This window comes from Paracoccus sp. FO-3 (assembly GCF_006386455.1).
Classification (GTDB): Bacteria; Pseudomonadota; Alphaproteobacteria; order Rhodobacterales; family Rhodobacteraceae; genus Paracoccus; species Paracoccus versutus.
The window spans coordinates 1-13,746 of sequence record NZ_VCBQ01000119.1 but is presented as its reverse complement, the minus strand read 5'-3'; the positions used below and the strand labels follow the sequence as shown (position 1 = coordinate 13,746).

Below are 13,746 nucleotides of genomic sequence, written 5' to 3'. Positions count from 1 at the left end.
GAGGCGCGGCTGGCCGTCGCCCGCCTGCCCGCCCGCCCCGATGCCATCGCCGCCGCCCGCGCCGCCCTGGCCCAGGCCGAAGCCGACCGACAGGCGATGGAATGGCAGCTGCAACAGCGCCGGCTGACCGCCCCCGCGCCGGGCATCGTCACCGACATCCTGCGGCATCCGGGCGAGATCGCCGGCCCCTCGGCGCCGGTGCTGGCCTATCTGCCGGACGGCGCGGTCAAGCTGCGCTTCTATGTGGCCGAAGCCGATCTGGCCGCGCTTTCGCTGGGAACGAGGCTGACGGTCGGCTGCGACGGCTGCGCGCCGGCCGGCGCCACCGTCTCGTTCATCGCCGACGAGGCCGAGTTCACCCCGCCCGTCCTTTATGCCCGCGACGCGCGGCAGAAGCTGGTCTACCTGGTCGAGGCCCGCCCCGATCCGGGCAGCCCGCTGAAGCCCGGCCAGATCGTCGAGCTCTGGAAGGCGCCATGACCCAGGCCACCGCCATCGACGTGACCGGGCTGACGAAATCCTTCGGCGGCAGGACGGTGGTGGACGATGTCGCGCTGCGGGTGGCCGAGGGCGAGATCGCCGGCTTCCTGGGCCCGAACGGCTCGGGCAAGACCACCTGCATCCGCATGATCTGCGGCTTGCTGACGCCCGACGCGGGCAGCGGCAGCGTGCTGGGCCTGGACGTGCGCCGCCAGCAGCGCGCGATCCGCCGGCAGGTCGGCTACATGACGCAGAAATTTTCCTTCTACGAGGATCTGTCGATCGAAGAGAACCTGGCCTTCGTCGCCGGGCTCTACGGCCTGCCGCGGCAGGCCGTGCGCGACACGCTGGAGGATCTGGGCCTGACCTCGCGCAAGACCCAGCTGGCCGGCAGCCTCTCGGGCGGCTGGAAGCAGCGGCTGGCGCTGGCGGCCTGCATCATGCACCAGCCCCGCCTGCTGCTGCTGGACGAGCCGACCGCCGGGGTCGATCCCAAGGCCCGGCGGCAGTTCTGGGACGAGATCCACGCCCGCGCGCTGGGGGGCATGACCGTCCTGGTCTCGACCCATTACATGGACGAGGCCGAGCGTTGCCACCGCATCAACTACATCGCCTATGGCCGGCTGGTGGTCTCGGGCACCGTGGCCGAGGTGATCGCGGGCGCGCGGCTGGTCACGCTGGGCGTGCAGTCCCCCCGGCCGGGCGAGCTGGCCGAGCGCCTGCGCCGGGCGCCGGGCGTCGAGCAGGTCGAGCCCTTCGGCACCGCGCTGCACGTGACCGGCACCGACCGCGACCGGCTCATGGCGGCGCTGGCGGCCGAGGGCGTCGCCGGCCGGCCGGTCGAGACCAGCCTCGAAGACGTGTTCATCCGGCTGATGGAACAGTCCCAGGACAACATGCGATGAGCTTTTCGCCGACACGGCTGCGGGCGCTGCTGCGCAAGGAGTTCATCCAGATGCGCCGCGACCGCGTGACCTTCGCCATGATGCTGGGGGTGCCGATCATGCAGCTTCTGCTGTTCGGCTATGCGATCAACAGCGATCCGCGCGACATGCCCACGGCCCTGGTCGCGCCGGTGCAGGATCGGTTCGGCCGCAGCTTTGCCGCGGCGCTGGAGAACAGCGGCTACTATCGCATCACCCACCCCCTTGCCACCGCCGACCAGGCCGAGCGGCTGATGACCCGCGGCGAGGTTGCCTTTGTCGTGACCGTGCCCGCCGATTTCGGCCGGCGGATGGAACGCGGCGACCGGCCGCAGATCCTGGTCGAGGCGGACGGCTCGGACCCCTCGGCGACCAGCGGCGCCGTCGCCGCGCTTCCCGGCATCGCCGAAAGCGCCTTTCGCCGCGACCTGCCGGCCGGGCCGGCGCGGGCCGCGCCCGAGATCGTCGCCCATCGCCGCTACAACCCCGAGGCGGTCACGCAATACAACATCGTCCCCGGCCTTCTGGGGGTGATCCTGCAGATGACCATGGTGATGATGACCGCCATGGCCCTGACCCGCGAGATCGAGCGCGGCACCATGGAGAACCTGCTGGCCATGCCCGCCACCCCGGCCGAGATCATGATCGGCAAGATCACCCCCTTCCTGACCGTCGGCGCGGTGCAAGTCCTCGTCATCCTGGGCGCGGCCTGGGCGATCTTCGACGTGCCTTTCGCGGGTTCGCTGGGGCTGCTGCTGGCGGGGGTGATGGTGTTCGTGCTGGCGCTGGTGCTGCTGGGCTATCTGATCTCGACCGCGGCGCGCACGCAGATGCAGGCGATGCAGATCGCGATCTTCATCTTCCTGCCCTCGGTGCTGCTGTCGGGGTTCATGTTCCCGTTCCGCGGCATGCCGGGCTGGACGCAGGCCCTGGGCGAGGTGCTGCCGGTGACGCATCTGCTGCGGCTGGTGCGCGGCATCATGCTGAAGGGCGCGGGCTGGGCCGATGTCGCGCCGCAATTCGCCGCGCTCGCGGCCATGGTGGCGGTGCTGGGCACGCTGGCCCTGCTGCGGTTCCGCCGGACGCTGGACTGACCGGCGCGCCCCTCAGGCCAGCCGCATCACCGTATCCGCCAGCCGCAGCAGCATCCGGTCGTGATACCAGGGCGCGCAAAGCTGCAAGGCCACCGGCAGCCCCGCGCGGGTCCGCCCCCAGGGCAGCGAGATCGCCGGATGGCCGGTCAGGTTCTGCGGATAGGTGAACGGATACCAGGCCCCGCGGATGGTGCCGGCGGGCTGGCCGTCGATCTCGATCTCGCCCATGGGGTCATAACCCAGGGCCAGCGGCGGCGCGGTCAGCACCGGCGAGACCAGGAGGTCGAAGCGCGCGAAATGCGCCTGCATCATCTGGAACAGCCGCGTCCGCGCCGCCGAGGCCTCGGCCAGATCCACCGCGGAATAGCCCTGCCCCAGCCGCGCCGTCTCGACCAGCGAGGGGGCGACCAGATCCTCGCGCCCGGCAAAGGCGGGGGCGGCGCGGGCGGCCAGCCCCACCCGCAACAGGGTCAGGAACACCGGCTCGAAACTGCGGAAATCCAGGTCGGCCTCTTCGACGACGGCGCCCTCGGCCTCGATGCGGCGCAGGGCGGCCTGGGTGATCTCGGCCGTCTCGCGCTCGACCCGCGCGCCGGCGGTGGGGATCCAGCCGATGCGCAGCCCCCTGAGCCCGCGCCCGTCGTCGGGATAAAGCTGCACGGCCGCCTGGCCATAGGGGTCGCGGGGGTCGGGGCCGGCCATGGCCTGAAAGAACAGCGCCGCATCCGCCACGGTGCGCGCCATCGGCCCGGCAAAGGAATTGGCGGCGAACAGGTCGGGCAGCGCCAGATGCGGGATGACGCCCAGCGTCGGCTTCATGCCGACGATACCGCAGCAGGCGGCCGGGATACGGATCGAGCCGCCGCCATCGGTGCCGATGGAGAAGGGGCCCATGCCCGCCGCCACCGCCACCGCCGAGCCAGAGCTGGACGCGCCCGCCGTCACGCCGGGGTCGATCGGGTTCAGCGTCAACCCGGTCAGCGGCGAGCTGGCGGTCTGGGCATGGCCGAATTCCGGCGTCGTGGTCTTGCCAATCATGATGCCGCCGGCGGCGCGGGCGCGGGCGACCGAGACCGCATCCTCGGCCGGCACGCTTTCTGCGAACAGGCGCGAGCCCATGGTGGTGCGCACGCCAGCCGTGGCCAGCAGATCCTTGACCGAATAGGGCACGCCGTGCAGCAGCCCCAATTCGTCGCCGCGCATCACCGCCGCCTCGGCCGCCCGCGCCTCGGCCCGCGCCGCATCGGCGGCGACGGTGACGAAGGCGTTGAGGTCGCGGCGCGCCTCGATCCGCTCCAGCGCCGCCTCGGTCGCCTCGACGGGCGAGATGGCGCGGCGGCGGATGGCCTTGGCCAGGTCAACGGCGCTCAGGTCGGCGATCTCGGTCATCGCGGGCTCCTTTCAGATCATCCAATGGCCGCCATCGACCAGCACCGTCTGGCCGGTGATGAAGCGCGCCTCGTCGCTGGCCAGGAAGGCGACGGCGGCGGCCACGTCCTCGACCGCGCCGACGAAGCCGACCGGGGTCTTGTCGACGATCTGCTGGATCACCTGCGCCGGCACGCGGTCATGCGCCGCGGTGCGGATGGCGCCGGGCGCCACCGCGTTCACCGTCACGCCATGCGGCGCCAGTTCGCGGGCCAGGCCGCGGGTCAGCCCGATCACCCCCATCTTGGCGGCGGCGTAATCGGCCAGCCCCGGCTCGCCGGTAAAGGCGGCAAGGCTCGACATGTTGACGATGCGCCCGGCACCGCGCTCGCGCATCGCCGGCGCCACCAGCCGGGCCATGCGCATGGCGCTGACCAGCGAGATCTCCAGCACGAAGCGCCAGACCTCCTCGCGCGAGTCGCAAAAGGGCGCGCTGCGCTCGCGGCCGCTTTGGCCCAGGTTGTTCACCAGCACGTCCACCGGGCCGAGTTCGGCCAGGAAACGGTCGTGGAAGCCGGCCAGGGCGGCGGCGTCCGTGCAATCGCCCTGGACCAGCAGCAGCCGCCCGCCCGCCTCGGCGGCGAGCGGCGCGGTGTCGAGGTCCATGACCCCGACCCGCGCGCCCTCGGCCAGCATGCGGCGGGCGATGCCGCCGCCGATGCCCGCCGCGCCGCCCGTCACCAGCACATTCTTGTCCCTGAACCGCATGCATCCCGTCATGGCCGGCCTCAATGAAAGGTGCGGCCACCATCGACCGCCAGGGCAACGCCGGTGACATAGGAGGACTCGCCGCTCGTCAGCCACAGGATCGCCGCGGCGATCTCGGCCGGATCGGCGATGCGGCGCAGGGCATAGCGGTCGCGCACCGCCTGCAACTGCGCCTCGGCATCGCCCGCCGGGTCGATCGAACTGCGCAGCAGCGGCGTGTCGACGGCGCCGGGGCAGACCACGTTCACGCGGATGCCGCTGTCCGCCAGCTCCAGCGCCAGCGATTTCGAGAACATCTGCAACCCCGCCTTGGAGGCGGCATAGCCGCTGCGCAGCCGCAAAGGCACCAGACCCGCGCCCGAGGACAGGTGGACGATGGTGCCGCCCCCCGCCTGCCGCAGATGCGGCACCGCAGCCCGGCACAGCTTCATCGCGCCGGTCAGGTTCACGGCGATCAGCCGGTCCCAGGCCTCGTCGGTGATCTGCTCCAGCGCCGCGACCAGATCCAGGCCCGCGCAATTGACCAGCCCGTCCAGCCCGCCCAGCGCCCCGGCCAGCTGCGTCACCGCCGCCGCAAGCGCGGCGCTGTCGGTGATGTCGGCCACCGCGGCCGGCACCTGCAACCCATCCAGCGCCGCCCCGTCGCGGTCGAGCACCGCGACGCGGGCGCCCTCGGCCAGGAAGCGCGCGACAGTGGCCCGGCCGATGCCCTGCGCGCCGCCGGCGATCAGGATGCGGCGGCCGGTCAGCGCCCCGCTCATGCCGCAGCGCCCTCCAGGCGCGGGCGCATGTCGGCGACCATCTCGTCGCAGCGGCCCATCCACACGTCGCCCTTGTCCAGCGCGCGCCGGATCAGCTGCTCAAGCACCCACAGGCGCGAGGGCTGGCCGATGATCTGCGGATGCATGCCGACCATCATCATCCGCCGCTCGGCATGCAGCATGTCCAGCTCCAGCGTCCACGCCTCAAGCAGGGCCGAGGGCGCCTGCATGGTCCGGCCCGGCAGCACGATGGAATATTGGAAGAAGGGCGCGTCATCCAGCACCCAGCGGAATGGCAGTTCGACCAGCCGGGTCCGCTGCCCGTCCACCTCGTGCAGATAGGGCGAATCGTCGTCGAAGAAGTTCGAGGAATAGTCGAAGCCGTGTTCCAGCATCAGCTGCATGGAAATGTCGCTGAGTTCGGCCGCGGGCGAGCGCCAGCCGCGCGGCGCCTGCCCGGTGGCGCGCCTGATCGCCTCGAAGCCGCGCTCCATCTCCTCGCGCTCTTCCTCATGGCTGAGGTTCAGGATCCAGCGGTGCGAATAGCTGTGATGGGCGATCTCGTGCCCGCCTTGCAGGATGCGCTCGACCAGCGCCGGGCGCTGGTCCACGACCAGGCCGGGGATGAAGAAGGTACTGCGCAGGCCGTAGCGGCGCAGCAGGTCCAGCACGCGGTCGGTGCCGACCTTCCAGCCATAGGCGCCCTGCGACATCAGGATCGGGCGCCTGGCATAGGCCGGGTCGCGCGCCGTCCACATCGTCTCGGCATCGAGGTCGAAGGTCAGAAACAGCGGAAAGCCCTTGCTGGTCAGATGCATGGCTGGTCCTTTCAGACGAATTTGTGAAAGCCGGTCCAGCGCTCGGCCAGCAGCAGCACGATCACGGTGGCGACGATCAGCAGGGTCGAGATGGCGGCGACGCCCGGATTGACCCCCATCTCGACCGAGCTGAAGATCAGGATGGGCAGCGTGGTCTGCCTGGCGCTGGCCAGGAAGATCGTGACCGGCACGTTCTCCATCGAGGTGACGAAGGCGAACAGCGCCCCGGCGACCAGGCCGGGCTTGATCAGCGGCAGCGTGACCAGCCGGAAGGCGGTGAAGCCGTCCGCGCCCAGCACCCGCGCCGCCTCTTCGACCGAGACGTCGAGGCCCGAGAGGCTGGCCAGCGCCGAGCGCAGGATATAGGGCACGGTGATGACGACATGGGCGACGATCAGCACCAGGAAGCTGCCGCGCAGGCCGACCAGCGTCACATATTGCAGCATCGCCACCCCGATCACCACCGAGGGCACGATCAGCGGCGCCATCAGCAGTGCGGTGATCGCCTCGGATCCGGGGATGGCCTTGCGAAACAGCGCATAGGCCGCCGCGACGCCCAGGACCAGCGACAGAAGCGTCGAGCTGACCGCCAGGATCAGGCTGTTGCGGATCGCCCGGATATAGACCGGATCGCTCAGCACCTCGGCGAACCATTTCAGCGTCCAGCCCTGCGGCGGGATGGTCAGGTAGGAGGTCTCGCTGAACGAGGTCAGCACGACCACCAAGACCGGCACCTGCAGGAAGGCCACGACCAGCAGCGCGACGATGGAAATGGGCAGGGTGGGTTTCATGTCGCTCATGCCATGCCCGCCCATCTTCTGGTCATGCGGCTGGAGAGCCAGATGATGACCAGCGTCGAGGCCGCCAGCGCAAAGGACAGCGCCGAGCCGCTGGGCCAGTCCAGAAGCTGCATGTATTCGTCATAGATCAGCGTCGCCATCACCTGATAGGTCGGCCCGCCCAGCATCCTTGGCGTGACCAGCGCCGAGATGGTCAGCACGAAGACCAGGATCGAGCCGCCGATGATGCCCGGCGCCGTCAGCGGCAGGGTGACGGACCAGAACACATGCGTCCGGCTGGAGCCCAGCGTCGCGGCCGCCGCCTCGACGTCGCGGGGCACGTTCTGCAGCGCGGCGACCAGCATCAGCACCATGAAGGGCAGGTAGATATGGGTCAGCCCGATCAGCAGGCCGGTCATGTTGAACATCAGCTTCAGCGGCCGCTCGATCAGGCCCAGGTCGATCAGCAGGTTGTTGACCACGCCGCGATTGGTCAGCAGCACGATCCAGCCGAAGGAGCGCACCACCAGGTTCAGCATCAGCGGAAAGATCACCAGAAGCGTCAGCGGCAGCCGCCAGCGCGGATGGCCGCGCACGATCAGATAGGCGACCGGATAGCCGGTCAGCAGGCACAGCACGGTGACGCCCAGCCCCAGCGCCAGCGTGCGCAGCACCACCTCGCGGTAATAGCCGTCGGTGGCGATGCGCAGGTAGTTTTCCCAGGTGAAGCTGCCCGCGACCATGCCCTGCCCCGGCTGGTATTCCTGGAAGCTGGTCGGCAGCAGCAGCACCAGCGGCACCACGAAGGACAAAAGCAGCACCAGCAGAAGCGGCGCGATCAGCAGCCATGCACTGCGCTGGCCGGTCATGACGCGGCCCCCTGCGGCAGCACGATGATGTCGCGCGGCCGGATCGCCAGATGCACCGGCTCGCCCGGCGCGAGATTGGCGGTATCCTCGGCCGAGGGCACCTCGACCACGATCTCGGCGCCATGGGCCAGCCGCACCACCAGCTGCACCTGCGGCCCTGAAAAGGCACGCAGCGCCACGGTGCCCGCCAGCGCGCCGGGCTCGGGCGTGCGCAGGACGCGGATCGCCTCTTGCCGCAGAAAGACCTCGGCCTCGCTGCCCTCGGGCAGGTCCAGCCGCTCGGGGCGCAGCGCCAGACCGGCGCCAAGCGCGACGGTGCCGGCCTCGATGCGGCCTTGCAGCCGGTTCGGCTTGCCGATGAAGCTGGCGACGAAGGCGTTCGCCGGCCGGTGATAGATCTCCTCGGGCCTGTCCAACTGCTGGATCACGCCGCCATGCATGACGCCGACGCGATCCGACAGGCTCAGCGCCTCGGCCTGGTCATGGGTGACGAACAGCGTGGTGATGCGCAGTTCCTGCTGCAGCCGCTTCAGCTCGATCTGCATCTCGTCGCGCAGCTTGGCGTCGAGGTTGGACAGCGGCTCGTCGAACAGCAGGATGCTGGGTCGGGGCGCGATGGCGCGGGCCATCGAGACGCGCTGCTGCTGGCCGCCGGAAAGCTGGCGCGGGAAACGCGCGCCATAGCCGCCCAGCCGGACCATCTCCAGCGCGGCATTCACCCGCTCTTCCAGCGGCTTGCCGGATTCGCCCTTGCGGCGCAGGCCGAAGGCGACGTTCTCGAAAACCGTCATATGNGGAAACAGCGCATAGGACTGGAACACCAGCCCGATGTTGCGCCTGTTGGGCGGCAGGCGCGTCACGTCGCGCTCGCCGATCATAATCTGCCCCTCGGTCGGTTCCAGCAAGCCGGCGACCATGCGCAGGATCGTGGTCTTGCCGCAGCCCGAAGGCCCGAGGAGCGAGACGAACTCGCCCTCGGCGATCTGGAACGAGGCGTTCCTGACCACTTCCGTCTTGCCATAGCGCTTGACGATGTTGCGCAGGGAAAGGTTGCTCATCTCACCTCGTCGGGGCTTTGGGTGGGTTGCGATCGGTCCCGGCAGGAAACCCGCCGGGATCGGCTCAGCGCAGCACTTCGCGCTGCCAGCGGCGGGTCCAGTCGGGCATGACCACCGCCATCTCGGCCGGGTCCAGGAACAGCATCTGCCCGGCCTGCTCGGCACTGGGCAGGATGGTCGCCAGGTCGTCCGACAGCACCACCTTGCTGTTGACCGGGCCGATCACCTGCGCTTCCGAGAAGCATTTCTGCGCCTCGACCGACAGCACGGTGTCGATGAATTTCAGCGCCAGCTCCTGCTGCTGGGCACCCTTGGGGATCGAGATGGTCGGGCGGATGCCCACCGCGCCTTCCTGCGGATAGGCGACGGCCAGCGGCAGCCCGCCCTTGATCGCCACGCCGGCGCGGTCGGGATACCAGACCGCGATGTCGATCTCGCCCCGCTCGAACAGCGAGACCACCTGGTCGGCCTGGGTGTGCAAGAGCACCGCCGATTGCGCCAGCGGCTTGATCTTGGCCAGGCCGGGGCCCGGGTCTTGCAGCGTGCCGCCCTCCATCTGGTTCAGCGCGGCCAGGAATTGCCAGCCCGCGGTGGCCGAGACGTCGCCGATGGTGATCCGGCCTTCGTATTTCGGATCGAACAGGTCGTTCCACGAACTCGGCGGCGTGGCCACGGTGTCCTTGTTGTAGACGATGGTCGTCGCGCCCAGCATGGCGGCGACATAGGCGTCGCCCTTGCCCCAGGCGCCCTCGATGATGTCGGGTGCATTCGCCAGCGTCGCGCGGTCCAGCGGCACCAGCAGCCCTTCGTTCGCCATCTGCACCGCGAAGGCGTCGTCGGCAAAGACCACGTCCATGTCCGACTGCCCGGCGGTCGCCCTGACCGAGGCCGCGTGCTGCGCCGAACTGGCCGGCTTCAGCAGCACCGAGGCCCCGGTGGCCTGGGTAAAGGGCTGGACATAGCAGGTCTCGACGTTGTCGGCGAAAGAGCCGCCGAAGGCGCCGACGACCAGCTCCTGCGCGGATGCGGCCGCGATCGGGCCAAGCGCGGCAGCCGCCGCGACCGTCGTCGTCAATGCGAATTTTCTGAACACAAGCAAACCTCCCCGCCTGGTTGTTCTGGCCGGTCGCCGCAGGCGCTCGACAGGAACCGACTCTGCCAGTCTGGCATATGTCTTTCAGTAAAGATACCAGAAAGCCACTTGAAAGATACAATTCCAATGCCGTCGCGGATGGGGTAATGACGAAGGGCATGCGCATCATTCAGCGGCAAGGGCACAGCTTGGACGAGGAACCGATAAGATACTGGGAAAACGACCGGATCGGCCGCGGCATGCGGCAATGGCGACGCGAGGTGCCGCAGATCGACAGCAGCGGCAAGGCGGTGGTCGGCCGCGTCCTGCACCTGCAAGAGGTCATCATCGACAAGGTGAACCGCAACCTGGCGCGATTCGGCCTGAAGTTCCCGACCTATGCCATCCTGGCCACGATCCGCGTCAGCGGCCCGCCCTATCGCATGACGCCGAGCGAGCTGCTTGCCGCCATCGTCATCTCTTCGGGCGGGCTTTCCAACCTGCTGCGCAAGCTGGAAAAGGACGGGCTGGTGCAGCGCAGCGCCGACAAGCGCGACGGCCGCGGCGTCATCGTCGAGCTGACCGGCAAGGGCATCGCCCTGACCGATGAGAGCATGGCCGCCCATGCCGCGCTGGAGCGCGAGCTGATCGCCGCATTGTCGCCGCAGGACCGCGAGAACATGGCGCGGATGCTGAGCATCCTGATCGCCACCAACAGCGCGGGATAGCGGATGGACCGCACCCGCCACGCCGTCAACATCGACGAGATCGAACAGGCGGCGCGGCGCTACCTGCCGGGTTTCCTGTTCGATTTCATCGCCGGCGGCGTCGATGGCGAGGCGGGGCTGGACCGCAACCGGCAGGCATTCGCCCGCCACCGGCTGGTGCCGCGCTATCTGCGCGACGTCTCGCGCCGGTCGCTGGCGACGCGCATCCTGGGCCGCGACTACGCGATGCCCCTGGGCATCTCGCCCACCGGCCCGGCGCAGCTGTTTCGCCGCGATGCCGACCGGATGCTGGCCCGCGCCGCGCGCGAGGCCGACATTCCCTTCATCCTGTCCGGCGCCGCCGGCGCCTCGCTGGAAGAGATCGCCCGCATCGCGCCGGATCACGGCTGGTTCCAGCTTTATCCGGCCCGCGACCGGGCGATCACCCGCGACCAGATCCGCCGCGCCGCCGATGCCGGCACCCCGGCGCTGGTGCTGACCGTCGATACGCCGGTGACGCCCAAGCGCGAACGCCACCTGCGCAACCGCATCTCGGTCCCCTTCCGGCCCGGCCCGGCGCTGTGGCCGCGGCTGGCGAAAGAGGTGCTGCTGCACCCCGAATGGTTCTTGCGCTTCCTGCTGGGCGGCGGGATGGAGACGATGGGCAACTGGGCGCCCTATGCCCCCAAGGGCGCCGGCGCCTCGGACGTGGCGGCCTTCTTCTTCGACCAGGCCTTCGTGCCGGGCGACAGCGGCACGCTGTGCTGGCGCGACCTGGAGACCTGCCGCGCGCTCTGGCCCGGCCCGCTGGTGGTCAAGGGCATCCTGCACCCCGAGGATGCCCGCCGCGCGGCCTCGCTTGGCGCGGATGCGATCCTGGTCTCGAACCACGGCGGCAAGGCGCTGGACGCGGCGCCCGCGGCACTGGACATGCTGCCGGCGATCCGGCGCGCGGTCGGCCCGGATTATCCGCTGTTCCTGGACAGCGGCGTCCGGCGCGGCTCGGATGTGGTCATCGCCTTGTGCCTGGGCGCGAATTTCGTCTTTGCCGGCCGACCGACGCTTTACGGCACCGCCGCCGGGGCCGAGGCGGGCGCGCGCAAGGCGCTTGCCATCCTGCGGCAGGAAACCGACCTGGTCATGGCCGGGATCGGCTGCGTCTCGCCGGCGGAACTGGGTGCGGACTGCCTGGCAGGCGGGGCCGGCAATGAAGAGGCGACGTCCTGACCGGGCGGTCCCGCCCGTGGTTGTCCGGCGGCAACCCTTCGGACCGCAGGTCGGGCGGGTCGTGAAGACCCCGGAACGCTGGCCCGCCTGAACGCCGCCGCCTGGTCCGGTCGCCCCGCAACCGCAGCTGGAGATCGGTGTCGGGGGCACCCGGCATCGGCAAGGCCCGCCCGCCGTTGCGGCGCGGGCGGGCCCGGTGCGATCAGCCCTCGCCCATGCCCTCGGCCGGCTTGGTGGCGACCCCGCCGCGCACCTTTTGCTCGATGCGCCGGCCGGTTTCGGGGTCGATGCTTTTCCAATAGTCGAAGGCGCGGCTCAGCACCGGCTCGCGCACCCCGCCCAGCAGGCTGCCGGCCACCGTCTCGACCAGGGCGGCACGCTGCGCATCGTCCATGACCTCGCGCACAAGGGTGCCCGGCTGGGTGAAATCGTCGTCGTCAGCGCGCAGCGTATAGGCGCTGCGGACCATGGCGCCGTCGGCCTCCCATCCCTCGGGCACCGGGCCTGTCGCATCGGCCCAGGGGCGGCCGACGCTGTTCGGGGCATAGGTCGGGGCGCTGCCGCTGTGGTGATAAGCCATCTGCCCGTCGAACATGTAGCTGTTCACCGGCACCTTGGGCTGGTTCACCGGCAGCTGGTGGAAATTGGTGCCGATGCGGTTCCTTTGCGCGTCGTTATAGGCGAATGCGCGGCCCAGCAGCATCTTGTCGGGCGACAGGCCGATGCCCGGAACCGTATTGCCGGGCGAGAAGGCCGCCTGCTCGATCTGGGCAAAGAAGTTCTCGGGGTTGCGGTTCAGCACCATCCGGCCGACGCGGACCAGCGGATAATCGGCATGCGACCAGGTCTTGGTCAGGTCGAACGGGTTGATGCGATAGGTCCTGGCGTCCTCATAGGGCATGATCTGCACCGACAGGATCCAGCTGGGATGATCGCCGCGGGCGATGGCGTCGAAAAGGTCGCGGCGGTGGAAATCGGCATCCGCGCCGGCCATGGCCGCGGCCTCGGCATTGGTAAAGAAGGCCATGCCCTGTTCGGTGTGGAAATGGTACTTGACCCAGAACCGCTCGCCCGCCGCATTCACCCACATATAGGTATGCGAGCCATAGCCGTTCATGTTGCGCCAGGTGCGGGGCAGCCCGCGCGCGCCCATCAGATAGGTGACCTGATGCGCGCTTTCGGGATTGTTGGTCCAGAAGTCCCATTGCATGTGGTTGTCGCGCAGGCCGGAATCGGCAAGCCGCTTCTGGCTGCGGATGAAATGGGGAAACTTCATCGGATCGCGCACGAAAAAGATCGGCGTGTTGTTCCCCACCAGGTCGTAGTTGCCCTCGGCGGTATAGAATTTCAGCGAGAAGCCGCGCACGTCGCGCCAGGTGTCGGGGCTGCCCATCTCGCCCGCGACGGTAGAGAACCGCGCCAGCATCTCGGTCTTGGCGCCCTTCTGGAACAGCGCCGCGCGGGTATAGGCCGAGACGTCCTCGGTGGTCTCGAACAGGCCGAAGGCGCCGGCGCCCTTGGCATGGGGCTGGCGCTCGGGCACCTTCTCGCGGTTGAAATGCGCCATCTGTTCCAGGAAATGCACGTCATGCAGCAGGATGGGGCCGTCGGCGCCGATGGTCAGCGAATTGCGGTCGCTGGGCGCGGGCGCGCCGGCGCCGGTGGTGGATTGCACGGCGTTGATGTTTTCGGGTTTGCCTTGATCTGACATGGGTGCCTCCTGACAGGTCTGGGAAAAAGCCGGGTCGCGGAAGGGACGGCACCCGAACCGGCACCGCTCGCCCGCAGCTTGCCTGCCAGCCTAGCGGGGCTTGGCGCGGAA

At 69.5% G+C, this 13,746-nt stretch carries 14 protein-coding genes; 5 read left to right on the top strand and 9 right to left on the bottom strand.

Translation table 11 applies throughout. The features are described from left to right. The 3 genes from FE811_RS22750 to FE811_RS22740 all read left to right on the top strand — a co-directional run. Positions 1 to 480, top strand: a 480-nt coding sequence (locus FE811_RS22750) for an HlyD family efflux transporter periplasmic adaptor subunit (RefSeq protein ID WP_140848879.1), incomplete at its 5' end; no start/stop codon positions are given. After that, positions 477 to 1,385: an ABC transporter ATP-binding protein gene (locus FE811_RS22745; RefSeq protein WP_036760770.1), complete on the top strand. Its 909-nt coding sequence runs from the start codon at positions 477 to 479 to the stop codon at positions 1,383 to 1,385. The genes FE811_RS22750 and FE811_RS22745, both read left to right, overlap by 4 nt. Further along, positions 1,382 to 2,497, top strand: coding sequence for an ABC transporter permease (locus tag FE811_RS22740; RefSeq protein WP_140848877.1), 1,116 nt, complete (start codon positions 1,382 to 1,384; stop codon positions 2,495 to 2,497). Before FE811_RS22745 ends, FE811_RS22740 begins: the two co-directional genes overlap by 4 nt. A gap of 12 nt (positions 2,498 to 2,509) precedes the next feature. On the opposite strand, the gene FE811_RS22735 is transcribed toward FE811_RS22740, so the two are convergent. From FE811_RS22735 to FE811_RS22700, 8 genes are all read right to left on the bottom strand, one after another. Beyond that, positions 2,510 to 3,886, bottom strand: a complete 1,377-nt coding sequence (locus tag FE811_RS22735; protein ID WP_140848875.1) for an amidase — start codon at positions 3,884 to 3,886, stop codon at positions 2,510 to 2,512. A gap of 12 nt (positions 3,887 to 3,898) precedes the next feature. Continuing rightward, on the bottom strand, positions 3,899 to 4,633 hold the full coding sequence (locus FE811_RS22730) for an SDR family NAD(P)-dependent oxidoreductase (RefSeq protein WP_255469822.1): 735 nt from the start codon (positions 4,631 to 4,633) through the stop codon (positions 3,899 to 3,901). Between the two features lie 20 nt (positions 4,634 to 4,653). After that, the gene (locus FE811_RS22725; protein ID WP_140848871.1) at positions 4,654 to 5,394 is read right to left on the bottom strand and encodes an SDR family NAD(P)-dependent oxidoreductase; all 741 of its coding nucleotides are present in this window, start codon (positions 5,392 to 5,394) and stop codon (positions 4,654 to 4,656) included. Then, positions 5,391 to 6,212 carry a polysaccharide deacetylase gene (locus tag FE811_RS22720; RefSeq protein WP_114536341.1) on the bottom strand — a complete coding sequence of 274 codons (822 nt, stop codon included), beginning with the start codon at positions 6,210 to 6,212 and terminating at the stop codon, positions 5,391 to 5,393. The genes FE811_RS22725 and FE811_RS22720 overlap by 4 nt, the downstream gene beginning before the upstream one ends. An 11-nt stretch (positions 6,213 to 6,223) precedes the next feature. Beyond that, on the bottom strand, positions 6,224 to 7,003 hold the full coding sequence (locus tag FE811_RS22715) for an ABC transporter permease (RefSeq protein WP_036747298.1): 780 nt from the start codon (positions 7,001 to 7,003) through the stop codon (positions 6,224 to 6,226). Between the two features lie 5 nt (positions 7,004 to 7,008). Next, the gene (locus tag FE811_RS22710; RefSeq protein WP_024843811.1) at positions 7,009 to 7,860 is read right to left on the bottom strand and encodes an ABC transporter permease; all 852 of its coding nucleotides are present in this window, start codon (positions 7,858 to 7,860) and stop codon (positions 7,009 to 7,011) included. Next, positions 7,857 to 8,918, bottom strand: a complete 1,062-nt coding sequence (locus tag FE811_RS22705) for an ABC transporter ATP-binding protein (RefSeq protein ID WP_140848869.1) — start codon at positions 8,916 to 8,918, stop codon at positions 7,857 to 7,859. Before FE811_RS22705 ends, FE811_RS22710 begins: the two co-directional genes overlap by 4 nt. A 64-nt stretch (positions 8,919 to 8,982) precedes the next feature. Then, complete coding sequence (locus tag FE811_RS22700) at positions 8,983 to 9,993, bottom strand: ABC transporter substrate-binding protein (RefSeq protein ID WP_231486648.1); 1,011 nt, start codon at positions 9,991 to 9,993, stop codon at positions 8,983 to 8,985. A 176-nt stretch (positions 9,994 to 10,169) separates the two neighbouring features. Here FE811_RS22700 and FE811_RS22695 point away from each other — a divergent pair, with 176 nt between their 5' ends. Both FE811_RS22695 and FE811_RS22690 read left to right on the top strand, forming a co-directional pair. Continuing rightward, on the top strand, positions 10,170 to 10,718 hold the full coding sequence (locus FE811_RS22695) for a MarR family winged helix-turn-helix transcriptional regulator (RefSeq protein WP_231493207.1): 549 nt from the start codon (positions 10,170 to 10,172) through the stop codon (positions 10,716 to 10,718). A gap of 3 nt (positions 10,719 to 10,721) precedes the next feature. Then, on the top strand, positions 10,722 to 11,924 hold the full coding sequence (locus FE811_RS22690) for an alpha-hydroxy acid oxidase (RefSeq protein ID WP_140848867.1): 1,203 nt from the start codon (positions 10,722 to 10,724) through the stop codon (positions 11,922 to 11,924). A 202-nt stretch (positions 11,925 to 12,126) separates the two neighbouring features. On the opposite strand, the gene FE811_RS22685 is transcribed toward FE811_RS22690, so the two are convergent. Continuing rightward, positions 12,127 to 13,635: a catalase gene (locus FE811_RS22685; protein ID WP_140848865.1), complete on the bottom strand. Its 1,509-nt coding sequence runs from the start codon at positions 13,633 to 13,635 to the stop codon at positions 12,127 to 12,129. Between the last annotated feature and the right edge of the window lie 111 nt (positions 13,636 to 13,746).

Excerpts from the sequence above, each read along its gene's own strand:
- FE811_RS22745 (WP_036760770.1), top strand. The coding sequence starts at position 477 with ATGACCCAGGCCACCGCCATCGACGTGACCGGGCTGACGAAATCCTTC.
- FE811_RS22740 (WP_140848877.1), top strand. The coding sequence starts at position 1,382 with ATGAGCTTTTCGCCGACACGGCTGCGGGCGCTGCTGCGCAAGGAGTTC.
- FE811_RS22735 (WP_140848875.1), bottom strand. The coding sequence starts at position 3,886 with ATGACCGAGATCGCCGACCTGAGCGCCGTTGACCTGGCCAAGGCCATC.
- FE811_RS22730 (WP_255469822.1), bottom strand. The coding sequence starts at position 4,633 with ATGCGGTTCAGGGACAAGAATGTGCTGGTGACGGGCGGCGCGGCGGGC.
- FE811_RS22725 (WP_140848871.1), bottom strand. The coding sequence starts at position 5,394 with ATGAGCGGGGCGCTGACCGGCCGCCGCATCCTGATCGCCGGCGGCGCG.
- FE811_RS22720 (WP_114536341.1), bottom strand. The coding sequence starts at position 6,212 with ATGCATCTGACCAGCAAGGGCTTTCCGCTGTTTCTGACCTTCGACCTC.
- FE811_RS22715 (WP_036747298.1), bottom strand. The coding sequence starts at position 7,003 with ATGAAACCCACCCTGCCCATTTCCATCGTCGCGCTGCTGGTCGTGGCC.
- FE811_RS22710 (WP_024843811.1), bottom strand. The coding sequence starts at position 7,860 with ATGACCGGCCAGCGCAGTGCATGGCTGCTGATCGCGCCGCTTCTGCTG.
- FE811_RS22695 (WP_231493207.1), top strand. The coding sequence starts at position 10,170 with ATGCGCATCATTCAGCGGCAAGGGCACAGCTTGGACGAGGAACCGATA.
- FE811_RS22690 (WP_140848867.1), top strand. The coding sequence starts at position 10,722 with ATGGACCGCACCCGCCACGCCGTCAACATCGACGAGATCGAACAGGCG.
- FE811_RS22685 (WP_140848865.1), bottom strand. The coding sequence starts at position 13,635 with ATGTCAGATCAAGGCAAACCCGAAAACATCAACGCCGTGCAATCCACC.